Raw genomic sequence first — 24344 nt, forward strand, 5'->3', positions numbered from 1 at the left:
ATTGCCGGCCTGTTACAACAACCTCCAGGAAGTAAATGGTGCATATCCGCCTTGTTACGGTTATGTTTCAGCACTCCCGCCGGTACCCGGCGCCCCATTCAGCAAGGAACTTCCCCTCATGACTGCAGGACCCCGCGTGAGCGGCGCCACTTCAAGGATCCTGGCGCGGCTGCGGCCAAAACGGGACAGGTTCCCGCGGGACATCAAGGTGATGATCGCCGCCGCGTTCCTGATTGCGCTCGGCTTCGGGCTTGTTGCGCCTGTTTTGCCGCAGTTCGCCACAACCTTCGGAGTGGGAAACACAGAGGCAGCGGTGATCGTGGCGATCTTCGCCTTTATGCGGCTCATCTTCGCTCCGGCCGGCGGGACCCTGATCGGCCGGCTGGGGGAACGGCCCGTCTACGTTGCGGGGCTCCTGATCGTGGCACTCTCCACGGCGGCCTGCGCCTTTGCCCAGGATTACTGGCAGTTGCTGCTCTTTCGCGGGCTGGGCGGTGCCGGCTCTGTGATGTTTACTGTCGCGTCCATGGCGCTGGTGGTCCGGCTGGCACCGCCGGAGAGCCGCGGCCGCGTTTCCGGCGCCTATGCGTCCGCATTCCTCATCGGCAACGTCTGCGGTCCGATCGTGGGCGGACTGCTGGCCGGATTCGGCCTGCGGATCCCGTTTCTGGCCTACGCCGCGGCCCTGATTATTGCCGCGCTGGTGGTCCAGACCCAGCTGAGCCACCAGCGCCGGAGCCCTGCTGAGTCGCGGGAGCGGGCGCCCGACATGGGTTTGGGGGAGGCTCTGGGTATCGGAGCCTACCGATCGGCGCTGGTTTCCAGCTTTGCGAACGGATGGGCTACCTTCGGGGTCCGGATGGCCACCGTGCCCTTGTTCGCTGCGGCTGCCTTCGGCTCCGGTCCCGAAGCCGCGGGGCTGGCCTTGGCCGTTTTCGCCGCGGGTAATGCTGCCGCGCTGACGTTTTCGGGCCGGCTGGCTGACAGCATGGGGCGCAAACCGATGATGATCTGGGGCCTGCTGGTGGCGGGTTTGGCGACGGCCGGCATCGGCTTCACCGATGGTCTCGCCTGGTTCCTGGCAGCCGCGGCGCTTGCCGGCGTCGGATCGGGACTTTTTGGACCTGCCCAGCAGGCCGCCGTCGCCGACGTGATCGGCAACGGGCGGTCCGGCGGCAAGGTGCTGGCCGTCTACCAGATGACGTCCGACGTCGGCGCGATTGTGGGGCCGGTCCTGGCCGGCATTCTTGCTGACCGGCTTGGCTTCGGCTGGGCTTTCGGAGTGACCGGCGGAGTCATGGTGGTGGCGGCGTGCGCCTGGCTTGCCACCCGTGAGACCCTTCAGTCCGCCAGGCCGCAGGACCTGCCAGGCCCGGGTCCCCGCTAGAAGGCCTGCATCAGTTCAGCAGCGCGTCAACGAAGCCCTCTGCCTCGAACGGGGCAAGGTCGTCAGCGCCCTCTCCCAGCCCGATCAGCTTCACGGGGACGCCCAGGCTCTTCTGGATGGCGACCACTATTCCACCCTTGGCCGTACCGTCCAGCTTGGTCAGGACGATGCCGGTGATGTTGACAACCTCAGCGAAAACACGGGCCTGGTTCAGGCCGTTCTGGCCCGTGGTGGCGTCCAGGACGAGCAGGACCTCGTCCACTTCGGCCAGCTTCTCCACGACGCGCTTGACCTTGCCCAACTCGTCCATCAGGCCCACCTTGTTCTGGAGCCTGCCGGCGGTGTCGATCATGACCACATCGACTTCCTGGTCAATGCCGGCCTTGACAGCTTCATAGGCCACTGAGGCGGGGTCGGCGCCGTCGATGTCCGACTTCACTGTGGGGACGCCGACACGCTGGCCCCAGGTTGCCAGCTGCTCGGCGGCGGCGGCGCGGAACGTATCAGCGGCGCCCAGCAGGACGTCCTTGTCCTCGGCGACCAGTACGCGGGCCAGCTTGCCCACTGTGGTTGTCTTACCCACGCCATTCACTCCCACCACCATCACGACGGCGGGCTTGTCGGCATGGCGCTGGACATTGAGGCTGCGGTCCATCGTGGGGTCAACGAGCTTGATGAGTTCCTCGCGGAGCAGCTTCTTGACCTCCTCCGGGGTCCGGGTGCCCAGTACCTTGACCCGCTCGCGCAGGGCGTCCACGAGCTGCATGGTGGGCTCGGTGCCAAGGTCCGCGAGAAGGAGCGTTTCCTCTACCTCGTCCCAGACGTTTTCGTCGATCCTGTCGCTGGAGAGCAGCGCCAGGAGGCCCTTGCCCATGATGTTGTTGGAGCGGATAAGCCGCTCCCGCAGGCGCATGAGCCGGCCTTCCACGGGCAGCGGGGTTTCCACCGGGATGACTTCCAGCCCCGCGGCATCGTCGGGAACCGTGGCGGTGTCGAGGTCCTCGACGTCAACGCCGGCGGGCACTTTCCGGTCCGTCACCGCCGCCGACCCGTCAGCGACCAGCGTGCTGCCGCCGGACCGGATTTCCGGATCGTTGGCGTCGCGCGTGTCCGGGTACTGGGTGATGTTCTTCCGAGTCTTCAGCAGGACGGGAATCAGCCCGCCGATAATCGCCAGGGCAGCAACAATGGACAGAATAATGGGAAGGATGTCATTCACTCCCCTAGCTTCTCACAAACGCAGCAGCCGTTTTCGGCGGCCGGCGCGCCCTTGACCTGCCGTGACGCCGCATGGATTGCTGCGCCTATACCTGGGCACCGAGGCGTTGGCTGATGACGGTGGAGACGCCGTCGCCCCGCATTGTGACGCCGTAGAGGGCGTCCGCCACTTCCATGGTGCGCTTCTGGTGGGTGATCACGATGAGCTGGCTGGATTCCCGCAGTTCCTCAAAGATGGTGAGGAGCCTGCCCAGGTTCGTGTCATCCAGGGCGGCCTCCACCTCGTCCATCACATAGAACGGGGACGGACGCGCTTTGAAGATGGCGACCAGCAGGGCCACGGCGGTCAGTGACCGTTCGCCGCCGGACAGCAGTGAAAGCCGCTTGATTTTCTTGCCGGCGGGTCGGGCCTCCACTTCGATGCCCGTGGTGAGCATGTCTGTGGGGTCCGTAAGGACGAGGCGTCCTTCACCGCCGGGGAACAGGCGTTCGAAGACCCTGACGAACTGCGCCTGGGTGTCTTCGAAGGCCTCTGTGAAGACGCGCTGGACCCTGTGGTCCACTTCCTTGATGATGTCCAGCAGGTCCTTGCGGCTCGCCTTGAGGTCCTCAAGCTGGGTGCTGAGGAACTGGTGGCGCTCCTCCAAAGCGGCGAATTCCTCCAGGGCCAGCGGGTTCACTTTCCCGAGGCTGGCAAGGTCCCGCTCGGCTTTCCGCAGCCGCTTCTCCTGCTCCTGGCGCACGTACGGCTTTCCCTCCAGGAGTTCTTCCCCGCCGGCATCCACGGGCGCACGAAGGGCGGCCCATTTGTCGCCGCTTTCCTCCGCGGGCACCGGAACAGGAAGATGGGGCCCGTACTCGCTGACCAGCGCGTCAGGGGTGATCCCCAGTTCATCAATGGACCGGCTCTCCAGGGCCTCGATCCGGGCGCGCTGCTGGGCGCGGGCCAGCTCGTCGCGGTGGACGTTATCCGTAAGGTCGGCAAGCTCCCGAGCGAACGCCTCATTGGCGTCCCGGATGTCCCTCAGGCCCCGGTCCCGCAGCTCGCGGTTTTCTTCGGCGAGGTCACGCTCATGCCTGGCCAGGTCAACTGACACGTCAACATGGCGGAGGGCCAGGTCCACGGCTGCCGAAACTGCCGCTGCCCGCCGGGCCTGGATACGCCGGCGGCGGGCACGTTCGGCCGCTTCCTCGCGGGCCCGGCGTTCCGTGGCGGCAGCACGTTCCAACGACGCCACGCGGTTCCGGATGGCCGAGAGCTGCTCCTCGGCGCTTCGCAGGGACAGCCGGGCTTCCACCTCGGCAGCACGGGCCTGTGATGCGGCCCGGGCCAGGGCGTCACGCTGTTCAGTGGACGGCTCCTGCTCCAGGGGCACCTCCTGGGCTGCGGCCAGACGCGCGGCAACAGCGGCCAGCGCTTCTTCCTCCGCCACCACATTTGCCTCGGCCCGGACCAGCGACGCCGCCAACCTGTCGCTTTCGCCGACGGCGCTGCGGAGTACCGAGTTGAGATGGCCGAGGCGTTCAGCCACTGCCGCCAGCCGGGCGTCGGACTCGTGCAGCCTGTCCAGGGCCGCGTCGGCCCGCTCCTGTGCCTCGCTGCGCCTGGCTTCGGCGCCGGCAAGGGCAAACCTGTTCTGCTCCAGCGCGGCGGTAACGGCGGAAAGCTGCTGATCGGCGTCGTCCACGGCGGCCTGCACCTCAAGCAGTGACGGCGCCTTTGCCGAACCTCCCGTGGCTGACACCGCGGTGAAGATATCCCCCGCGCGGGTAACGGCCGTGAGGCCGGGCCGGCTCGCCACCAGGGCTGCTGCACTGTCAATGCCAGGAACGACGGCGGTTCCGGACAGCAGGTGCCGGACCAGTGCAACGGATGTGCCGTCGCCGGACACCAGCGCCCCGGCCCAGCGGGCATCGGCGGGCAGGTTTCCCGCGTCCGTGTCCTGCAGGCCGTCGGCCGCTGCGGACCCAACGAGAACGGAAGCCCGGCCGGCGTCGTCGTCCTTCAGCCGTTGCAGTACAGCTGCCGCCGCGGCCGGGTCCTGTACCAGGACCGCCTCGGATGCCTCCCCCAGGGCGGCAGCGATGGCTGCTTCGAAGCCGGATTCCACCGTGAGTTCCCCGGCGAGGCTTCCCTGTACACCGGAAATGCCGGATTGCAGGACATGCCGGGCTCCGTCCTTGCGGTCCAGGCCAAGCTTCAGCGCGTCCCGCCGTGCTGCCAGGGCATCGCGCTTGCGGATTCCTTCGTTGACGGCTGCCTTGAGGTCGGCGATCTCCCCGAGCACGCCGTCCAGGACGGCACTCGCGGCCTCGTAGTCGGCGTCGAGCGATTCTTCGCCCTCTTCCACTCCTGCCACCTGGTTTTCCAAGGCTGTGAATTCGGCCTGGGCGCGGGCACGGCGCTCGGTGCCGGCGGTAACCGACTCCCGAAGCCTGCCCAGCTCGGCCTGCGCGGATTCAACCCGCGACCTGGCCGCCGCCACCTGGCCGGCAAGGCGGGCCAGGCCCTCGCGCCGGTCGGCCACAGCCCGAAGCTGCGCGGTGAGCCGCTGGTCCTCGGCGTGGGCGGCCCGTTCGGCCTCTGCCTTGGCAGCCGTGGCGGATTCGAGGGCGCTGCGCCTGTCCAGGATGGAGCGTTCGAGTTCGGCCAGTTCCTCGCGGACACGGGCCGCCTGCCGTTCCAGCTGCTCCGGATCCCGCCCTGATGATGGTGCGGAATCAACGGAACCGAGGAGGCGGCTTCGCTCCTGGGCCAGCGATCCCAGGGAACGAAGGCGTTCCCTGGCGGCCGTCAACCGGTACCAGGCGTCCCTTGCGGCGTTCAGTTTTGGCGTGGCCTCTGCCGCCAGTTGTTCAAGACCTGCCTGCTGCCGGCGTCCTTCTTCCAGCTGTTGGCTGACTACAGCCTTCCTGGCCTTAAGGGCGGCTTCGTCTGCCACGTCCTGTTCAAGGGCAAGCTGCAGCTGGACGAGGTCGTCAGCCAACAACCGGGCGCGGGCGTCCCGGACGTCGAACTGGACGCGCTGGGCCCGCCGGGCCACCTCGGCCTGCTTCCCCAGAGGAGTGAGCTGGCGCCGGATTTCACCGGTGAGGTCGGTGAGGCGCTGCAGGTTGGCCTGCATCGCCTCAAGCTTGCGGACAGTCCGTTCCTTGCGCCGGCGGTGCTTGAGGATGCCGGCAGCTTCCTCAATGAAGCCGCGCCGGTCCTCGGGTGTGGCGTGCAGGACGCGGTCCAGCTGCCCCTGGCCAATGATGACGTGCATCTCCCGGCCAAGGCCCGAATCGGAAAGCAGTTCCTGGATGTCAAGCAGGCGGCAGCCGGCGCCGTTGATGGCGTACTCGGACCCGCCGGTGCGGAACAGGGTCCGTGAGATCGTGACTTCGCTGTATTCAATGGGCAGGGCGCCGTCGGTGTTGTCGATGGTCAGCGAAACATGCGCCCGGCCCAGGGGCGGCCGGCCGGACGTCCCGGCGAAGATGACGTCCTCCATCTTGCCGCCGCGGAGCGTTTTGGCGCCCTGCTCACCCATGACCCAGGCCAGTGCGTCCACGACGTTGGATTTGCCGGAGCCGTTCGGACCCACGACGGCGGTGACGCCGGGCTCGAAGTCGAAGGTGGTGGCAGACGCAAAAGACTTGAACCCCCGGACGGTGAGGCTTTTGAGGTGCAAGGCTTTTGGATCTCCTGCTCGGCGGACGCGGATGGTGGGGACAGCCACGGGTACCTACAATCTACTGCGGGGCAGGGACAATTTTGTGCAGAACCCCGGCAGGGCCGGCGCGGATGTACTGATCTGCAGATGCAGGAATGGATCGGCGCCGGGCATAGTTAGCATTTGGACTTGTGCATGAAGGGGCGGTTAACGGCCGAACCGCAGGACGGACACGAACAGAGGCTTGAATTTGATAGGGAATGCAACGTTCCGCCACCGCAACACGGCTCTGCTTTCGGTGATCGGCGTCCAGGCTCCAAGGATCATCAGTTCCACGGAATTCGACCACAGGTTGGCCTCGACCCTTCGCCGGTTGAAATTCCCGCCGAAGCTGCTCGAGCGGGTGGCCGGCGTCACGCACCGGCGGTGGTGGGCCCCCGGGACCTCGTTCGACGACGCCGCCATCGAAGCGGGAGCAAAGGCATTGGCCGATTCCGGCATAGAAGCGTCCGAGGTGGGCCTGCTGATCAACACGTCTGTGACGCGGCGGAACCTCGAACCGTCTGTTGCGGTGAAGATCCACCACGGGCTGGCACTGCCATCGTCCGCCATGAACTTCGACCTCGCCAACGCCTGCCTCGGATTCGTAAACGGCATGACGCTGGCTGCCAACATGATCGACTCCGGCCAGATTAAGTACGCGGTGATCGTTAACGGCGAGGATGCGCAGGCCACGCAGGAGGCCACCCTGGCCCGGCTGCAGAGGCCGGAGACAACCCGTGAGGACTTCAACCGCGAATTCGCCACGCTTACCCTCGGTTCCGGTGCGGCTGCGGCCGTCCTGGGACCGGCTGACGAGCACCCGGGGGCGCACCGGATTCTTGGCGGCGTGATGCGCGCCGGGACGGAGCACCACGAGCTGTGCGTGGGCGGCATTGACGGCATGGACACGGACACGAAGGGCCTTCTCGACGGCGGCCTGCAGCTCGTCGTCGACGCCTGGCATGAGGCCCAGCCGGAGTGGGATTGGGGCTCGATGGACCGCTATGTCACGCACCAGGTGAGCACGGCATACACCCAGGCGATCGTCGACGCCATCGACCTGGACCCGGAGAAAGTTCCCATCACGTTTCCGCACTGGGGCAATGTGGGCCCGGCTTCCCTCCCCATGACCCTGGCCGCCGAAGCGCAGACCCTCGGAAGCGGGGACCGGGTGCTGTGCATGGGGGTCGGTTCCGGCCTCAACACAGCCATGGTGGAAATCGTTTGGTAGCCGCCGACTGGCCCGGCGTCGACCGGGAATGGTCACGCACGGTTGATGTGCCGTCCACCTCAGCCGCGGATGCACCCGGAACCGTCCGCCGCTGGCATCTGCTCGACAACGGCGCCCAGCTGTCCCGCCGCAGCCTGGCTCCTGCCGGCACCCTGCTGTGCGTGCACGGCAACCCCACCTGGTCCTACCTGTGGCGAACCCTGCTGGCCGCAGGCTCCGACCCCGCCCGGCCGTGGCGGGTGGTGGCCGTGGACCAGCTGGACATGGGCTTCTCCGAGCGGACCGGCACGTTCCGGCGCCTGGCGGACCGTATCAACGACCTGGGCGACCTCACGGCCGCACTGGGACTGGACGGCCCGGTGGTTACCGTGGGTCACGACTGGGGCGGCGTGATCAGCCTTGGTTGGGCCCTGGCACATCCGGAGCAGCTCGCCGGGGTGGTGCTGACCAACACGGCCGTGCACCAGCCTCCCGGCTCCCCCATCCCCGCGGCGCTGCGGCTTGCCCTGCACCCGGCCGTGCACCGCTGGGGCACCACGACGTCGGATGCTTTCCTGCGGGTGACGCATTCCCTGGCCCACCCGCCGCTGTCCCGCGCGGTCCGCCGTGCGTTTATGGCCCCCTACGTGGGCCCCGGCCGCCGCGAGGGCGTCGGTAACTTCGTGGCGGACATCCCCGCCGACGCGTCCCACCCCAGCTTCCCCGCGCTCAGCCGTGTCGCCGAAGGGCTGGCAGGGCTGCAGGTCCCGGCGTTGCTGCTCTGGGGACCAAGGGACCCGATCTTTTCGGACCGGTATCTGAAGGACCTCATCGGCAAGCTGCCGTCCGCGAAAGTGCACCGCTTCGAGGGTGCCGGCCACCTGGTCGCCGAAGACCGGGATATCGCCGCGCCCGTTTTCGATTGGCTCGCCTTGTGCGGCCGCGGCAGTGGACCGGCCGGCGCCCGGCCTGTTTCGGCGGCTGCTTCCCCGACGCCGGAGCCCGGCAGTGAGTTTCCGCCCCTCTGGGCGCCGCTCACGGAACTCGCGGCAGGACCGGCCGGCGGGGACACCGCCGTCGCGGAAATGGCCTCCGACGGGAACGTCGCACGCTCGCTCAGCTGGCTGGAGCTGGAGCAGGACATCGCCGCCCTCGCCGTGGGACTCCGGCAAGCCGGTGTCCGGAAAGGCAGCCGGGTAAGCCTGATGGTTCCACCAGGCGTGGACCTGACCGTGGTCCTCTACGCCTGCCTGCGGCTGGGCGCAGTGGTGGTCGTCGCCGATGCCGGCCTCGGCACCCGCGGCCTGAGCCGCGCAGTCAAGGGCGCCACCCCGGATTTCCTCATCGGCATCGACAAAGCCCTCGCCGCCGCAGCGCTGCTCGGTTGGCCGGGACAGCGCATCAGCGTACGGGACCTGCCGCCCGCCCGCCGCCGGGTCCTCGCCGTCGAGACCTCCCTCCCTGCCCTGGTTCGCTGGGGAAAGCTGCAGGCAGGGGCTGCACCGTCCCCGCAGGACCCGGACCCGGACGCGCCCGCTGCAGTGCTCTTCACCTCCGGCTCCACCGGCCCTGCCAAGGGCGTGGTGTATACCCAGCGGCGGCTGGCTGCAATGCGGGACGCCGTTGCCGGGACGCTGGGGATCCGTCCGGGCGCCCGCCTGGTGGCGGGGTTCGCGCCATTCGCCCTGCTGGGACCAGCCCTGGGGGCCGTCTCCGTGACGCCCGCCATGGACGTAACGGCTCCGCGCACCCTGACGGCCCGCGCCCTGGCAGAGGCCGCCGCGGCCATCGGCGCCACCGTGGTCTTCGCCTCCCCCGCCGCGCTCCGCAACGTCCTGGCGACCCGGAAGGGTCTTGGCCCCGCCGGTCACCAGGCCCTGGGACGCGTGGAGCTGCTCCTCTCGGCCGGCGCGCCCGTCGCCGAATCCCTCCTGGCGGACGTGCAGCGGCTGCTGCCGGGGGCCTCCTTGCATACCCCGTACGGGATGACCGAGGCGCTGCCGGTCACTGACATCAGCCTCGGGCAGATCCAGGCCGCCAGGGCCGACGCGGCCACCGGAAGCATGGCAGGGGCCGGCAACGGAGTGTGCGTGGGCCAGCCGGTGCACGGCGCCAGTGTCGCCGTCATCCCCCTCGCCGCAGATGGCACCGCCCCCGGGAACCACCCCGTCACGGCGCCGGGAGTCACCGGCGAGATCCTGGTGAGCGCTCCGCACGTGAAGGAAACCTACGACAGGCTCTGGTTGACCCAGCATGAGAGCGCCCGCACTGCCGGCTGGCACCGCACCGGAGACGTGGGACACTTCGACGCGGCCGGCCGGCTCTGGGTGGAAGGACGCCTCGCGCACCTCGTGACCGCACCGGATGGCGTGGTCACGCCGGTTGGCGCCGAACAGGCCATCGAATGCCTGGACGGCGTCGGCCTGCCCGCCGTCGTCGGTGTCGGCCCTTCCGGCACGCAGGCCGTCGTCGCCGTCGTCGAGACGGTACCGCCCGCGCGCCGGGCGGGCCCCGCCGCGCCCGAACTCGCTGCCCGGGTACGGGAGGCGGCCCGGAAGGCAGGTGTCAGCGTTTCCGCCGTCCTGGTTGTTTCCGCCCAGCCGACCGACATCCGGCATAACGCCAAGATCGACCGGTCCCGCCTGTCCTCGTGGGCGTCAGCGGTGCTGGCCGGCGGACGGGCACGCACGCCATGAGGGTCCTCGTCACCGGTGCGAGCGGCCTGCTTGGCCGTGAGGTAGCCAAGCTGCTGGTGCGCCACGGCCACGACGTCACCACCTTCCAGCGCCGTCCCGCCGGCGTTGACGGCGCCAGTGACCTGACCGGGACCATCACGGACGGCGACGCCGTCCACCGTGCCGTCGCAGGCGCAGAGGGCGTGCTCCACCTGGCCGCCAAGGTCTCTTTTACCGGCCGGGCGGCGGAATTCCACGCGGTGAATGTGGAAGGCACGCGCCGCCTGCTCCGTGCGGCCCGCGAGGCAGGCGTGCGGGACGTCGTGTTCGTTTCCTCGCCATCGGTGGCCAACTCCGGGGCCGCGATCGCCGGGCTGGGCGCCGAGCCCGCGGACCCGTGCCGAGCACATGGGAACTATTCGCGCACCAAGGCCCAGGCCGAACTGTTTGCGCTGGCTGCGGACTCGCCGGAACTCCGGGTCACGGCGGTGCGCCCGCACATCGTCTGGGGTCCCGGGGATGCGCAACTGGTGGAACGGGTACTGGACCGTGCCCGCCGCCGCAGGTTGCCGGTGCTGGACGACGGGGCTGCCCTGATCGACACCACCTACGTGGACAACGCAGCCTCGGCCATCGTCGCCGCGCTGCACCGCATGGAGCACATCCACGGCCGGGCGCTCGTGGTCAGCAACGGCGAACCACGCCCGGTGGGCGAACTGCTGGCGGGCATCTGCGCCGCGGGCGGCGTCCCGGCACCGTCCTGGTCTGTGCCGGGCGGGCTGGCACGGGCGGCAGGATCCTTGGTCGAAAACCTGTGGACCTGGGCCGGGCGGGCGGAGGAACCGCCAATGACCAGGTTCCTCGCCGAACAGCTCTCCACCGCCCATTGGTTCGACCAGCGCGAAACCCGCGAACTCCTCGACTGGGTTCCCGCGGTATCCCTCGATGAGGGCCTGGCGAGGCTGGCCAGGCACTATCGCGTCGCGTAGGCCCCCGGATGTGCCGGCGCCGCGCCGCACATGGCCTCCCCTACCAGCGGCCGTTCCGCGGCCGGGGCTGGCAGACCGGGCAGGTGTGCGATGAGCGGTTCATGAACTGTTCACGGCGGATCGTGGCGTGGACTCCCGCTGCGGCACACCGCTTGCAGGGCTGTCCATCGCGCCCGTAGGCGTTGAGGGACCGGTCGAAGTAGCCGGACGCGCCGTTGACGTTGACGTACAGCGAGTCGAAGCTGGTGCCACCTGCCGCAAGTGCGTCGAGCATGACCTCACGGGCGCTGTCGATGACCCGTTCGGCTTCGCCCCTGCGCAGGGTCTCAGTGGGCCTCGCATAGTGCAGCCGCGCACGCCACAGGGCCTCGTCAGCGTAGATGTTGCCGATGCCCGATACCAGGCCCTGGTCCAGCAAGGCGCGCTTCAGCCCGGTTTTACGCTTCCGGAGGCGGCGGTAGAAAAGGTCGAAGGAGAATGCCGGATCCAGCGGATCCCGGGCAATGTGGGAGGCCTCTTCCGCAATCAGCGGCAGCGGCGACTCGGCCAGGCCGCCGGGACCGCCGTCGTCCGTCGGCACCATGGCCGTCACGAAGAGACCTCCAAAGATCCGCTGGTCCACGAACCGCAGCTGTTCGGGCTTACCGTCCGCCGGGCTCAGGCGGATCCGGACTTTGAGGTGTTTCTCGTCCGGCACGTCCCGGTCCTGCATCAGGAGCTGTCCGCTCATGCCAAGGTGTGCCATCAGCGCCACCGCAGGACGTACCGGTGTACCCGACGTTCCCGGGTCCTGACTAAGGTACGCGTCCAAAAGCGGCAGCCAGAGGAATTTACCCCGGCGCACCACGTCAGTCACCGTGGCACCTTCGAGGTTACCGATGAAATCCGCGGCTCCGAGGGCGTGACGGCGGACAGAGCGCGGGTCCACGACCTCAACGCCCTGGATGGTCCGGCCGCGGACCCAGCTCACCAGGCCGCGGCGGACCACTTCCACCTCGGGGAGTTCTGGCATGCCGCCTACTTGGCTGCTACGGAACCGGTGGACTTCCCGGACGCGTCCGAGGGGCCGGTTCCGGAAAGGACGCGCCAGGCATCGGCTGCGGCTTCCTGCTCGGCTTCCTTCTTGGAATGGCCGGAGCCCTTGCCGTAAGCCGTGCCGCCAATGTTCAGGACAGCCGTGAACGTACGCGCGTGGTCCGGGCCTGCGCCGTCCACCGCGTAGTGGATGGTGCCCAGCTGGCGGCTGGCGGCAAGCTCCTGGATGCTGGTTTTCCAGTCCGTCCCGGCGCCCAGCACGGCCGCATCCTTCAGCATTGGTCCAATCAGCCTCATGACCAGCTGGCGGGCGGTCTCGATGTCGTTCGAGACGTACGTGGCACCGATCAGGGCCTCCATCGTGTCAGCCAGGATGGACGCCTTGTTCTTGCCCTCGGTGAGCTTTTCGCCCTGTCCGAGGTAGATGTAGTCGCCAATGCCGAGGCTGCGTCCGATGTTCGCCAGCGCGCGCGTGCTGACCACTGCTGAACGGCGCTTCGCCAGATCTCCCTCAGGAAGGTCCGGGTTGTCGCGGTAAAGGGCATCAGTCACGGAGAAACCCAGGATGGAGTCGCCGAGGAATTCCAGCCGCTCATTCGTGGGAATGCCGCCGTTTTCGTAGGCGTAGGAACGGTGTGTGAGCGCAAGACGAAGCGTCCCGGCGTCAATATTGACACCGAGACGCTTCAAAAGCTCTTCAGTTGAAGACATCATGTCAGCCTGAGGGGCCGATTAGACGTCCGCGACCTTGCGGCCCTTGTACTCAAGGAACAGCGCGGTGCCGGCCGAGTCGGTGACGACCTTTGCCTGGTGCGGCAGGCTGTAAGTGACCTGGCCGTTCTCCACGGTCTTCACCAGGTGGGGGGCGGTCGCCTTCCACTGCGAGCGGCGGGCGCGGGTATTCGAGCGAGACATTTTCCGCTTGGGAACAGCCACGGCTAACTCATTTCTCTCTAGACAAACACGTACAAATCAATTTTGCCGGTCAGGCTTAGCCATATCAGCTAGGGCAGCCCAGCGAGGATCCAAGACCTCGTGGTGGTGCCCCGGCTCGTCTTCCAGGCGAACTCCGCATTCGGAGCAAAGGCCCTGGCAGTCTTCCCGGCACACCGGCTGGAACGGCAGATTGGTGACAACCGCGTCCCGCAACACCGGTTCAAGATCGATTACATCGTGCTCGACTCGACGTTGCTCTTCATCATCTTCTCCGTCCGAAAGCTCTGCGCCCTCATAGAAGAAAAGTTCCTGCACATTGACCTCAAGGTCATACGCAAGGGGATCCAGGCATCGTCCGCATTCGCCGGTTACTTCGGCGACCGCGGTTCCAGATACCAGAATTCCTTCGTGTACGGCCTCAAGCCTCAGATCCAGCTCGATCTCCGAGCCTTCCTGAACACCAATAAGCGCCACACCGAGATCACCCGGTGCGGGTACATGTTCCGTCAGTGTCCGCATGCTTCCCGGACTGCGTCCGAGGTCCTTGACGTCGAACGCCAAGGGCGAACCAGCATCTCGTTTAATGAGAACTCCTGTTGAACATATGACCGACGTACCATCTTAGCCTGAAGAGCCACAGGGACTCAAACCAGGCAGCCGGCGGCGCCGAAGTACCTGACTACCCTACCCTCTTGGCTGCTGTTCGGGCGCCAACTCGCCGGCAACCATCCTCCGATGCACCGACCGGGGAACGTAGTCCGAGACGCTGCCGCCCAGGCCCGCAACTTCCTTGATCAACGTGGAGGACAGATGCACGTAGTGTGCCTCGGCCGGCAGGAACACTGTTTCCACGCCGCTCAGCTGGCGGTTCATGGTGGCCATGGGAAGCTCGTAGTCGAAGTCCGAGGAGGACCTCAGGCCTTTGACGATGGCTGAAACGCCCCGCTGGCGGCAATATTCGGCGAGAAGTCCTTCCCCCACAGGTTCCACTACGATTCCCTTCAGCAAGGCCAGGGTTTCACGGGCCATTTCGAGGCGCTCATCCACGGTGAACCTGTACTTCTTGGCCGGGTTGGTGGATACCGCAACGATCACCTCATCAAAGAGGCCGGCAGCCCGCGCAATAACCTCAAGATGGCCGTTGTGGATGGGGTCATAGGATCCGGGGCAGACAGCTCGTCTCATGCTCCGAACCTACCCCATGAAAAGGCCGGGATACCATGACTGGATGCATCCACGACGGGAAGTTTCCACCCCCATGGCCACTGCCCCCTGGCAGCGGGCCGCGCTCGGAGCCAACCTCCTGGGGTCCGACGGCGGGCTTGGAGTCACCATCTTCGAGGAAATGACCGCCCTTGCGGTCCAGACCGGCGCCATCAACCTTGGCCAGGGATTTCCGGATGAGGACGGTCCGCTGGAGATCCGTGAGGCAGCCCGTGCTGCCATTTCCGCCGGGGCGAACCAGTACGCCCCGGGCAAGGGCATTCCGGAGCTTCGGGAAGCAGTGGCTGCCCACCAGGAAAGGTTCTACGGCCTCACCCCTGACCCTCAGACCGAGGTCATCGTAACGACCGGCGCCACCGAAGGCATCGCCGCTTCCCTGCTGGCCTTTGCAGGACCCGGGGACGAGGTACTGACCTTTGAGCCTTTTTACGATTCCTACGGTGCGGTGATTGGCCTCTCGGGAGCCACCCACGTGACGGCCCCGCTGCTGGCTCCTGATTTCCTGCCGGATATGGCCGCCCTTGAGGCCGTCTTCAATGAGCGGACCCGCGTGGTGCTGCTGAACAATCCGCACAATCCAACCGGCGCCGTCTTTCCACGGAACGTGCTGCAGCGCGTCGTTGACCTCGCCCGGAAACACGACAGCATCATCGTTACCGACGAGGTCTATGAGCACCTCACCTTCGGTGTTTCCCATATACCCGTGGCGTCCCTGCCGGGGGCAGCGGAGCGCACCATCACCATTTCCTCCGCCGGGAAGACATTCTCCCTCACCGGCTGGAAGATCGGCTGGCTCTCTGGCCCCGAAGACCTTGTTTCTGCTGCCCGCACCGTAAAGCAGTTCCTCACCTACAGCTCCGGCACCCCCTTCCAGTCAGCCATCGCCACGGGGCTGTCACTGCCGGATGCCTTCTACGAAGGCATCGCCGCGGACCTGGAGCACAAACGGGACATTCTCAGCCAGGGACTCCGTGCGGCCGGGTTCGACGTCTTTTCCCCGCAGGGAACCTACTTCGTCAACGTGGACACCGCACCGCTGGGTATCAGCGACGCCGTTGACCTGGCCAGGCGGCTTCCCGCCCTGGTCGGGGTGGCCGCGATCCCCGTTCCAGTGTTCTGCCATCCGGAAGGGGCCGCCCGGACGCGCAGCCTGCTCCGTTTCGCATTCTGCAAGAAAACCGGGGTCCTCGAAGAAGCTGCGGAACGGCTTGCCACGCTCAGCGGAAGGCTCTGATGCCCGCCGGAAGCAAGGGGCAGGCCGCACGGTTCCTGCGGACCACCGGCCAGCACGCCTCGATCGAACCGGATGCCTTCACCGAGGGCAGCTACGTGCTCAGCATCGGCGGCTCTGAGCAGTCGCACGTGAACCTTGCCCACCCTGAAGAGATTTTCTACGAGTATCTCCGGAGGATCGGGCACCTGGTAGACCTTGCAGCCCCTCCCGGTGCCCCCATCAGGGCGTTGCACCTCGGTGCCGGGGCACTGACGCTGGCGCGCTACATCCAGGCGACCCGGCCGGGATCGGAGCAGCACGCCGTGGAGCTGGAGCGGGAACTGCTGGACTTTGTCCTGCGGCAGCTCCCGCTTCCGGAGGGAACGGACCTGCACACCATCACCGGTGATGCCCGGGAGGCACTGGGTGACCTTGATCCCGGCGTCACGTTCGACGTCGTCATTTTGGACATCTTTTCCGGGCCGGAAGCGCCGGCCCATATTGCCAATCCCGGGTTCTACCGGGAAGTGCGGGAGCGGCTTGGCCCGCAGGGCGTACTGATCGTCAACGTGGGCGACGAGCCGGGGCTGACGCTTGTCCGGAGCCAGGTGGCGGCGATGCGGCAAGCGATGGCCGATGTGGCAGCTTTCGGCGAAGCAGGAATGTTCAAGGGCCGCTATCCGGGGAACATCATCCTGATTGGAACGCAGGTGCCCTGGACGGAAAAGTGGTCGGCCGAACTCGAAGCCCGCGGCCCGCACCCGGCAAAGGTGGTTGCCGGAGTGGATCTTGACCCGCTGGCAGGATGACCGGCTGGAGTGACGGCCGGGCTCCCCCGCCTCCCGCGTTAGTACCCGGAGCCGTCCGGCTCTGCCACCGCTGGGACGTCATCGCCGTCAATGGCATCCGGTACGAACGGCTCAGCGAACCAGAGCCTGGTTTCGCCATATTTCTTCTCCGCGAACCGTGCCAGGCTGCCGGGCCACTGCGGTTCCGGCGAACGGGACGAGCGTTCCACCACCACCACCGCCGCCGGTGCCAGGTGGGCGGTGAGCTTATTGAGGACGGCCGCCAGTGCCGCTTCCTCCAGTGGATACGGCGGGTCCAGGAAAACGAGGTCCCAAACGTCTGTTAAGGCCGCGCGGTCCAGGAACGGCTCAACCTTGGAGCGGTGCACCGTGACCACCTTGCGGCCGACGACGCCGTTGATGAGGTCTGCGTTCCGCTGGCACACTGCGCTTGCCTTGGCGTCGAACTCCACGAGGTCCACTGTCTGGGCTCCCCTGCTGCCGCTCTCCACGCCCAGTGAACCGGAACCCGCGTAGAGATCCAGCACGCGCGCCCCGGCAATGACGTCAAAGGCATCAAGGCGGGAGAACAGGGCTTCCTTCACCCGGTCGGTGGTGGGCCTCGTCAGGGAACCGGGGACCGCTGACAGCGGCGTACCGCCGGCGGCACCGGCAATGATCCGGCTCATCCGCTGCACCCGAATCCACGGCCGCACACTGCGGCGTCCTTCTTAACCGCGTTCAAGGAACGCCTCCTTTTCGGGGTTGAGGTACTTGTCGATGGCGTCCGCGAGTTCCGGGTGGCCGGACAGGAAAGGATCCCGTCCAACAATGTCCTGCGCATCCTCCCGGGCCCGCGCGATAACCTCTTCGTGCTCCAGGACGCGCAGCAGCTTCAGGGTGGAACGCCCGCCGGACTGGGAGGCTCCCAGGATGTCACCCTCCCGTCGCAGCTTCAGGTCCTCCTGCGAGAGGACGAACCCGTCGGTGGTCGCGGCCACCGCCTCCAGCCTGCGGCGGCTGGGATGCTCCGGCTCGAGTGCCGTAACAAGCAGGCACGTTCCGGGCAACCCGCCGCGGCCCACCCTTCCCCGGAGCTGGTGCAGCTGGGAGATGCCAAACCGATCGGCATCCAGGATCACCATGAGCGTTGCGTTGTGCACGTCCACCCCCACCTCGATCACGGTGGTGGAGACCAGCAGCTTGATGGTGTTGGCCACGAACCCTGCCATGGTGGCTGCTTTCAGCTCGGTTTCCTGGCGCCCGTGGAGGGGAGCGAGCGGGACGCCGGAGAGGGATGGCTCACCCATCAAATGCTCGACGACGGACGTCACCGATGCGAGTTCGCGTGCGGCGTCGTCTGACTCGAGTCCCGGCGGTTCCGCTTCCCCCGGACTGAAGTCGCCGTCGTCGTCCGTGCCGATTTTCGGGCAGACGACGTACACCTGGTGGCCGGCGTCAACCTCCTCGCGCGCGCGGGCCCAGATGCGCCCGGCCCAGGCCGGGTTCTCCGAGAGCCCCACGAGGTGCGTGGTGATGGGCGCCCTGCCTTTCGGCAGCTCGTCGAGAGTGGACGTTTCAAGGTCACCGAACACGGTCATGGCGACGGTGCGGGGAATGGGCGTGGCGGTCATGACCAGCAGGTGCGGCGGTTTCCGGGCTTTGGCGCGAAGCGCGTCGCGCTGCTCAACGCCGAACCGGTGCTGCTCGTCCACAACAATCAGGCCGAGATCGTAAAACGACACATTGTCGCTGAGCAGTGCATGGGTGCCGATGACAATGCCGGCGGTCCCGGACGCGGCGTCCAGCATGGCTTGCCTGCGCGCCGCCGTGGGCATGGATCCGGTCAGCAGCGTGACCTGGACGGACGCGCCGTCCGACCCGCCAAGCCCGCCGAGCAGTCCATCCCGGGACAGTGGTCCGAGGGTGCGGCGGATGGAATCGTAGTGCTGCGCGGCAAGGACTTCCGTGGGAGCCAGGAGTGCGGCCTGTCCCCCGGCATCAACCACCTGCAACATGGCCCGCAGCGCCACTACCGTCTTGCCGGAGCCCACTTCGCCCTGCAGCAGCCGGTTCATGGGAGTGTCCCGGGCCAGCTCCGCAGCGAGTGTTTTCCCGATGGCGGCCTGCCCGTCCGTGAGCGTGAAGGGGAGGCTTTTGTCGAAAGCGGCCTGGACGCCGCCGGCTGCGGGACGCCGCGCCGTGGCTTCTTCCGCAGCAAGCTGGGCCCGGCGCCGGGCCAAGGCGGACTGGAGCACCAGGGCTTCGTGGTAGCGGAGGCGGTCCCGGGACCGCTTCCAGTCCACAGCGGTTTCCGGTGCATGGATAAGCCGGTATGCCTCGGCGAGCGGCAGGAACTTTTCGCGTTGGGCTACTGATGGCGGGACCGGGTCCGGCAGCGAGGCGAGGTCCACCGTTTCGAGCAGGGTTGCAATGACCTGCTGGATTTTCCAGCTGGGAAGCTTAGCGGTGGCCGGGTACACCGGGATGGGCATGGCGGCCAGCTTTTCCGGATCCTGGCCCCCGTCGCTGAACGGATCATCGTCCAGGACGTGGTAGTCGGGGTTCGTTAAGCCCAGTGCTCCGTTGAAGGTGGTGACTTTGCCTGAGAAGAGGGCGCGGCGTCCCGGCAGCAGTTCGGCTTTCGCCCGGTACCCGTTGAAAAAGCTGATCTTGAGCGTACCGGGGACCTTGCCGCGGTAGTCCGTGCCGCCGACTACGCGGAGGCCCGTCTTTCCGTCGTCGTCCGAAACCACGACGTCGGTGATGCTGCCTCGGCGTGCCCGCATGGTGCGGGTGCTGCTGGACAGCACGCGCGCGATCAGGGTGACCTCCTCATCGCGCGGGATTTCGCTGATCGGCGTCAGTTCCCCACGGGTCAGGTAGCGCCGGGGAAAGTAATTAAGGAGCCCTTCCACCGTGGTGATGCCCAGATGCTTTTCGATGACGGCGGCGGAACGCTTGCCGATCCTGCGTTCCAGCCCCAGATCCAGCTCAGCGTTCATGCCCACTGGAGTTCACTGCATCCGTGCCCGGATCCCGGGGCAGCGCCAGTTCGCTGATGCTGATCTGGGAGGGCTCACCCAGGGACCGTATGATGGCGACGGCAGGATCCGGATCGGGAACATGGACGTGCACCCGCCATCGGTAGTTGCCGTCCCCATCGGGCCCGCTCCCCACCTGGCTCATGATGACGGATTCACCGATCTCATCCAGCCGTTGCCGGAGCGTTGCGGCGTTCAGTGGGGAAAGGTTGATGGTGCACATGACCTCCACGCCGTCGTCATCCGGCATGTCGGTGTGGATGTGCGGATCGGCGACGTCATAGCCGTGGAGACCGTCGAGAAGTTCGCTCTGCAGTTCTTCGCCCAGGACAGCGGAGCGGAGGCAGTCAAGGATCAGGAGCATCCCCACGCCGCCCGCGTCCACCACATGCGCGTTGGTCAGGGCAGCAAGCTGGTCCTCTGTGTGGATGACGGCGGTAAGCGCCGCCTCAACGGCGGCGTCCAGGGCAAGCCCAAGGGCGTGGTTGCTGTCGTCGCCGTTCTGCCCCGCGTCCACAGCCGCCGCTGCACGTGCTGCAGCTTCCATGACCGAAAGCATGGTGCCCGGCACAGGATCGCTAAGGGCAGACCAGGCACGGATCTGGGCCCGGTTCAGCGCCGCGGCCAACAGTGTTGACGTCAGCCGGGTATGGCCCGCCAGCGGCTCGGCTGCGGCGCACAGGAACACGGAGAACAGGGTCCCGGAATTTCCCCTTGCTTCTTCAAGGGCGGCCTGCCCGGCAGTGGCCAGCACGGCGCCGACGTCCATCTGGACGGGCTGGTCTCCGTTCGCGGCCAGGGAGCGGGCTGCCGCGCGCACAGTCAGGTAAAGGTTCGTTCCTGTGTCCCCATCCGCCACCGGGAAGATATTGATGGCATTCAGGCGGTCGCTGTGGTTCCCCAGGGCCGTTTCAGCCTTGCCCAACCACCTCTTCATCGCTTGCGCGTTGGCGGCAACCTTAGTGTGCAAAGTGATCCCATCCCCCGGTGTCCGCGGACCGGCCCGCAATCTTGACGCCCGGGCTTTCGTCGATTCCCAGTGCTTGTATCGAGCCTATCGCAGTGAATCCGGGAGGCAGCTGAAAGCCGGACGGGAAAGTGGCGAGCAGCCCATGGTCCTCTCCGCCGCCCAGCACCCACCCTGCTGCATCAACCCCGAGCAACTCCGCGGCCGGCCGCAGGACCGCCGCCGCCCGCGCCAACTGCGCGGGGTCGAGATCAATGGCTGCATTGCTGGCAACTGCCAGCCGCTTGCCGTCGCGAAGCAGGCCGTCCGAAACGTCCAGCATGGCCGTGGCGCCGCCTGCCCTCGCTGCGGGACCCGCCCCAAGCGGCGGCCGCGGCCTGCATTGCAGGTCCAGGAATACGCGCTGCTCCGGGCTGAGGAGGTCCACGTCCACCTGGGATTCGAGAAGGGCCAGGCCTGCGGCGGCATGGCCGGCAGTGCCGGCCAGCGCCAGGACGTCACCCGGCCGGGCACCGGAGCGCAGGACCGCTTCTCCGCCGTCGAGGGTGCCCAACACGGCCACTGTGACAGAGATTTCGCGGCCGCGGCCCAGGTCGCCTCCGGCCACCGAGCAGCCATCCGCGCCCAGCTCCCTGATGCCCGCGGTCAGGCCGTCGGCCAGTTCTTCAACCCAGCCGACAGTGGTGTCCGGCGGCAGGGTGAGGCTTACAACCATGGACGTTGCAGTGGCACCCATGGCGTTGATGTCACTGAGGTTTTGGGCGGCTGCTTTCCATCCCACGTCAAAGCCGGTGGTGCGGTAGCCGTTGGACCATTGGAGGCGGAAGTCCTGGTCCTGGACCTGGGTATCAATGCTGATGACGGTTTTCCCGTCCGGGGCAGCCACCACGGCAGCGTCGTCCCCGGGCCCCAGGAGCGTAGCTGCGGAGTGGGCACCTCCCATGGAAAGCCGCGGAAAGATCCGGGCCAGCAGTTCCGCTTCGGAGAGGGCAGCCACGGCTTGCTGACCGCCGCCGCGAAGACGGTCGGCGCTGGTCCCGCCAGGGCCGGACCTGACGGATTGGATCTCGTCGGCGCGGGTCGGCTCGCTGCTGTTTATGGGCTTTTCTGGCACGGCTCTACGCTACAGCGCGGCACCGACATTGGGGATTTCGGGTTGCGGGCTGGTCCGGCAGCCGGCAACGACGGCGATAGGCTTGAGTGATGCACCGTCCCCAGCTTTCCCTGCCCGCCCATGCCGCCAGGATGGCGCTGATCGGGGCCCTGGGCGTTCTTCCCCTGGCCGCATGCTCTCCCCCCGTGGACGTGACGGCTGCCAGGGACGCGGCGAATCCTGCCTGTGCACCCATGATGGTGGCACTGCCGGATGCCATCGGAGATGCCCGCCTGCGGAAGACAAACAGCCAGGCCACCGCCGCCTGGGGTGATCCGTCCCTGGTCATCCTTCGCTGCGGCGTGAACGTGCCGGGACCGACGACGGACCGCTGCGTGACAGTCAACGGGATCGACTGGGTCATCAAGGAAGGTGACCCCGTATGGACCCTCACCACCTACGGGCGGGAACCGGCGACAGAGATCCTGATGGACCCGAACAAGATCAGTTCAGCTACTGTGCTGGCTGACCTCGCTGTGGCAGCCGGCAAAGTACCGGCTGCCCGGAATTGCGTGGGCCAGGAAGAGCTCCAGAACCTGCCCCAGAGCCAGTAAGTGCCGGTGGTGGGCCCACGCCGGCAGGGTTCCCTGACCGAAGCGGAGCGAGGTCAGGGTGCCGGTGGGGACTAGCGCAGTCCGGTCTTCCGGTGCAGTGCGAGGTAGATGAGCTCATCGATCAGGTCGGCGTAGTCCAGCCCGGACGCGGCCCACATCTGCGGATACATGCTCTTGGGGGTGAAACCGGGCATGGTGTTGATCTCGTTAATGATGAGTTCGCCGTCGGGCGTGTAGAAGAAGTCCACCCTGCTCAGGCCTTCGGCACCCACGGCATCAAAGGCGGCCGCCGCCAGCTCACGGACCCTGGCGATGGCTTCCTCCGGGATGTCCGCAGGGCAGCTCAGGGCTGCGGCGTCATCCTCGACGTACTTTGCGTTGAAGTCGTAGAACTCGTGGCTGCCCCCGGCCACGGAAATTTCGCCCGGCATGGATGTCCTGGGAGCGTCGGTACCCCGGCCTTCCAGCACTGCGCATTCGATCTCGCGGCCCACGATTCCGGCTTCGATGACCAGCTTGAGGTCGTGCCGGCGCGCTTCCTCGATGGCGGCGTCCAGTTGTTCGAGGGAGTCCACCTTGGAGATTCCCATCGACGATCCGGCCCGTGCCGGCTTGACGAAAACGGGGAATCCGAGCAGGTCCACGTGCTTCCGGACGGCTTCCGGATCCTTGCGCCACTGCCGGTCGGTGACTGCAATGTATGGACCAACGTGGAGTCCGGCAGCCTCAAAAACCACCTTCATGAAGTGCTTATCCATGCCCACTGCGGAGGCCAGGACCCCGGCTCCCACATATCGCGTGTCCGAAAGCTCCAGGAGCCCCTGGATGGTGCCGTCTTCACCGAACGGTCCGTGAAGCAGCGGGAAGACCACGTCCACGGTTCCCAGTTCCCGCGGGACTTCATTCGGTGACGCCACGATCAGCTGGTGTTGCCCGCTGATTTCGGCCAGGGTCACGGTGTCGGATGACGGTGCCACTTCCGGGAGGGATGATGCAGCGAGGGACCACTGTGCGGTGTCGGTGGAGGCGAGCACCCACTGTCCTGATTTGGCAATCCCGATGGGAATCACGTCGTATTTGTCTTTGTTGATGGCGCCGAGCACCCCGGCCGCGGTCACGCAGCTCACGGCGTGTTCACTGGAACGGCCCCCGAAAAGTATGGCTACCCGGGGCTTCGCCGGGGCTCCTGCAGTCAGGTTGTCGTGGGACATCGTCAGTAATCGCCTTCAGGTTTCAGTTCCCGGGACAGCAGGACTGGTCCCAGTTGGTCAACGGACAGCTTGCCTGCCAGCACCGCCACGACGGCGGCCGTGATGGGCATGTCCACGCCCAGCTTGCCTGCCAGTTCGTGCACGGCCTGCCCGGACTTGATGCCTTCGGCAGTCTGGGTCATTTTCTGGCCCACTTCCTCCAGCGTAAGGCCTTGGCCAAGCAGGCGCCCGGCGGTGTGGTTCCGGGACAGCGGCGAGGAGCACGTTGCCACCAGGTCGCCGAGGCCGGCGAGCCCGGCCATGGTTTTCACGTTTCCGCCCAGCGCCAGCGCAAGACGGGAGGTTTCCGCGAGTCCGCGGGTGATAACGGAGGCCTTGGTGTTATCGCCCATCTGCTTGCCCTCGCAGATGCCGACTGCCAGCGCAATAACGTTCTTGACAATTCCGCCGATTTCGACGCCCACTACGTCTGAGGTGGTGTACGGCCGGAAATACGGTGCCGTGCAGCTCCTTGCGAGCCAGCCGGCAACGGCTGAATCCGCGCACGCCACCACGGAGGCTGTGGGCTCTTCCCTGGCGATTTCCATCGCCAGGTTTGGGCCGGAGACGACGGCGATCCGTTCAGCAGGAAGGTGGAGTTCCTCGCTGATGACCTCGCTCATGCGGGCATCAGTGCCGAGTTCCAGTCCCTTCATCAGGGACACGACGACGGCACCGGGAGCGATCATGTCCTTCCACTCCCGCAGTTGCGGCCGCAGCGATTGGGCCGGTACCGCCAGGACCACCAGGTCAGCGCCGTTGAGTACCTCGTGGACGTCAGTGGACGCCGTGATGTTCTCCGGGAGCGCTATGTCTTTCAGGTACTGCACGTTGCGGTGGATGCTGTTGATTTGCTCCACTACTTCACCACGCCGGCCCCACACCCTGATGGCGCGCGGGGAATCGGCGGCGATGGCGGCGTCAGCAAGGATCTTTGCGAAGGTGGTGCCCCAGGACCCCGCGCCGAGCACGGCGACGGAACGGGCGGAACCCGTCATGTTTC

The 24344-nt window shown here is 66.8% G+C and carries 20 protein-coding genes; 7 read left to right on the forward strand and 13 right to left on the reverse strand.

Annotated elements, in window-relative coordinates; all coding sequences use genetic code 11:
- Window positions 1-118 precede the first annotated feature (118 nt).
- Window positions 119-1387 (forward strand): MFS transporter, encoded by a 1269-nt coding sequence (locus NXY83_RS12150; RefSeq protein ID WP_258802482.1) that lies wholly within the window; start codon window positions 119-121, stop codon window positions 1385-1387.
- 10 nt (window positions 1388-1397) lie between these two features.
- Here the strand turns inward: NXY83_RS12150 and ftsY are convergent, their stop codons facing one another.
- Window positions 1398-2606, reverse strand: a complete 1209-nt coding sequence (gene ftsY, locus NXY83_RS12155; RefSeq protein ID WP_258802483.1) for a signal recognition particle-docking protein FtsY — start codon at window positions 2604-2606, stop codon at window positions 1398-1400.
- An 85-nt stretch (window positions 2607-2691) separates the two neighbouring features.
- The gene (gene smc / locus NXY83_RS12160; RefSeq protein WP_258802484.1) at window positions 2692-6279 is read right to left on the reverse strand and encodes a chromosome segregation protein SMC; all 3588 of its coding nucleotides are present in this window, start codon (window positions 6277-6279) and stop codon (window positions 2692-2694) included.
- A 232-nt stretch (window positions 6280-6511) separates the two neighbouring features.
- On the opposite strand from smc, the gene NXY83_RS12165 reads away from it, so the two are divergent.
- The 3 genes from NXY83_RS12165 to NXY83_RS12175 are packed head-to-tail and all read left to right on the forward strand — an operon-like array spanning window position 6512 to window position 11177.
- Window positions 6512-7534, forward strand: coding sequence for a 3-oxoacyl-ACP synthase III (locus NXY83_RS12165; RefSeq protein ID WP_258802485.1), 1023 nt, complete (start codon window positions 6512-6514; stop codon window positions 7532-7534).
- Window positions 7528-10209, forward strand: a complete 2682-nt coding sequence (locus NXY83_RS12170; RefSeq protein ID WP_258802486.1) for an alpha/beta fold hydrolase — start codon at window positions 7528-7530, stop codon at window positions 10207-10209. The genes NXY83_RS12165 and NXY83_RS12170 overlap by 7 nt, the downstream gene beginning before the upstream one ends.
- Window positions 10206-11177, forward strand: coding sequence for an NAD-dependent epimerase/dehydratase family protein (locus NXY83_RS12175; RefSeq protein WP_258802487.1), 972 nt, complete (start codon window positions 10206-10208; stop codon window positions 11175-11177). The genes NXY83_RS12170 and NXY83_RS12175 overlap by 4 nt, the downstream gene beginning before the upstream one ends.
- A gap of 40 nt (window positions 11178-11217) precedes the next feature.
- On the opposite strand, the gene mutM is transcribed toward NXY83_RS12175, so the two are convergent.
- From mutM to coaD, 5 genes are all read right to left on the reverse strand, one after another.
- Window positions 11218-12189 carry a bifunctional DNA-formamidopyrimidine glycosylase/DNA-(apurinic or apyrimidinic site) lyase gene (gene mutM / locus NXY83_RS12180; protein WP_258802488.1) on the reverse strand — a complete coding sequence of 324 codons (972 nt, stop codon included), beginning with the start codon at window positions 12187-12189 and terminating at the stop codon, window positions 11218-11220.
- Window positions 12190-12194: 5 nt separating this feature from the next.
- Entirely contained in the window at window positions 12195-12923 is a 729-nt protein-coding gene (gene rnc / locus NXY83_RS12185; protein WP_258802489.1) for a ribonuclease III, read from the reverse strand.
- A 21-nt stretch (window positions 12924-12944) separates the two neighbouring features.
- Window positions 12945-13148 carry a 50S ribosomal protein L32 gene (gene rpmF / locus NXY83_RS12190; protein ID WP_009356569.1) on the reverse strand — a complete coding sequence of 68 codons (204 nt, stop codon included), beginning with the start codon at window positions 13146-13148 and terminating at the stop codon, window positions 12945-12947.
- Between the two features lie 36 nt (window positions 13149-13184).
- Complete coding sequence (locus NXY83_RS12195; RefSeq protein ID WP_258802490.1) at window positions 13185-13709, reverse strand: YceD family protein; 525 nt, start codon at window positions 13707-13709, stop codon at window positions 13185-13187.
- Window positions 13710-13832: 123 nt separating this feature from the next.
- Entirely contained in the window at window positions 13833-14333 is a 501-nt protein-coding gene (coaD, locus tag NXY83_RS12200) for a pantetheine-phosphate adenylyltransferase (RefSeq protein WP_258802491.1), read from the reverse strand.
- Window positions 14334-14376: 43 nt separating this feature from the next.
- On the opposite strand from coaD, the gene NXY83_RS12205 reads away from it, so the two are divergent.
- Window positions 14377-15606, forward strand: a complete 1230-nt coding sequence (locus NXY83_RS12205; RefSeq protein ID WP_258802492.1) for an aminotransferase class I/II-fold pyridoxal phosphate-dependent enzyme — start codon at window positions 14377-14379, stop codon at window positions 15604-15606.
- A complete protein-coding gene (locus NXY83_RS12210; protein WP_258802493.1) occupies window positions 15606-16394 on the forward strand; it encodes a spermidine synthase in 789 nt (262 codons plus the stop codon). Before NXY83_RS12205 ends, NXY83_RS12210 begins: the two co-directional genes overlap by 1 nt.
- 38 nt (window positions 16395-16432) lie before the next feature.
- Here NXY83_RS12210 and rsmD read toward each other — a convergent pair whose 3' ends face one another.
- Genes rsmD through thiL form a run of 4 tightly spaced genes read right to left on the reverse strand, consistent with a single transcriptional unit; the run spans window position 16433 to window position 21327 of the window.
- Window positions 16433-17062, reverse strand: coding sequence for a 16S rRNA (guanine(966)-N(2))-methyltransferase RsmD (gene rsmD, locus NXY83_RS12215; protein ID WP_258802494.1), 630 nt, complete (start codon window positions 17060-17062; stop codon window positions 16433-16435).
- 42 nt (window positions 17063-17104) lie between these two features.
- Window positions 17105-19378, reverse strand: a complete 2274-nt coding sequence (locus NXY83_RS12220) for an ATP-dependent DNA helicase RecG (RefSeq protein WP_258802495.1) — start codon at window positions 19376-19378, stop codon at window positions 17105-17107.
- Window positions 19368-20354, reverse strand: coding sequence for a DAK2 domain-containing protein (locus NXY83_RS12225; RefSeq protein ID WP_258802496.1), 987 nt, complete (start codon window positions 20352-20354; stop codon window positions 19368-19370). The genes NXY83_RS12220 and NXY83_RS12225 overlap by 11 nt, the downstream gene beginning before the upstream one ends.
- Before the next feature lie 22 nt (window positions 20355-20376).
- Window positions 20377-21327 (reverse strand): thiamine-phosphate kinase, encoded by a 951-nt coding sequence (gene thiL / locus NXY83_RS12230; RefSeq protein ID WP_258806203.1) that lies wholly within the window; start codon window positions 21325-21327, stop codon window positions 20377-20379.
- 260 nt (window positions 21328-21587) lie between these two features.
- Between thiL and NXY83_RS12235 the strand changes: the two genes are divergently transcribed.
- Window positions 21588-22091: a DUF3515 domain-containing protein gene (locus NXY83_RS12235; RefSeq protein WP_258802497.1), complete on the forward strand. Its 504-nt coding sequence runs from the start codon at window positions 21588-21590 to the stop codon at window positions 22089-22091.
- 71 nt (window positions 22092-22162) lie between these two features.
- Here the strand turns inward: NXY83_RS12235 and NXY83_RS12240 are convergent, their stop codons facing one another.
- Window positions 22163-23302, reverse strand: coding sequence for a D-alanine--D-alanine ligase family protein (locus NXY83_RS12240; protein ID WP_258802498.1), 1140 nt, complete (start codon window positions 23300-23302; stop codon window positions 22163-22165).
- A gap of 2 nt (window positions 23303-23304) precedes the next feature.
- Window positions 23305-24339 carry an NAD(P)H-dependent glycerol-3-phosphate dehydrogenase gene (locus NXY83_RS12245; protein ID WP_258806204.1) on the reverse strand — a complete coding sequence of 345 codons (1035 nt, stop codon included), beginning with the start codon at window positions 24337-24339 and terminating at the stop codon, window positions 23305-23307.
- Window positions 24340-24344: the final 5 nt, after the last annotated feature.

It is taken from the genome of Pseudarthrobacter sp. NS4, assembly GCF_024758005.1.
Classification (GTDB): domain Bacteria; phylum Actinomycetota; class Actinomycetes; order Actinomycetales; family Micrococcaceae; genus Arthrobacter.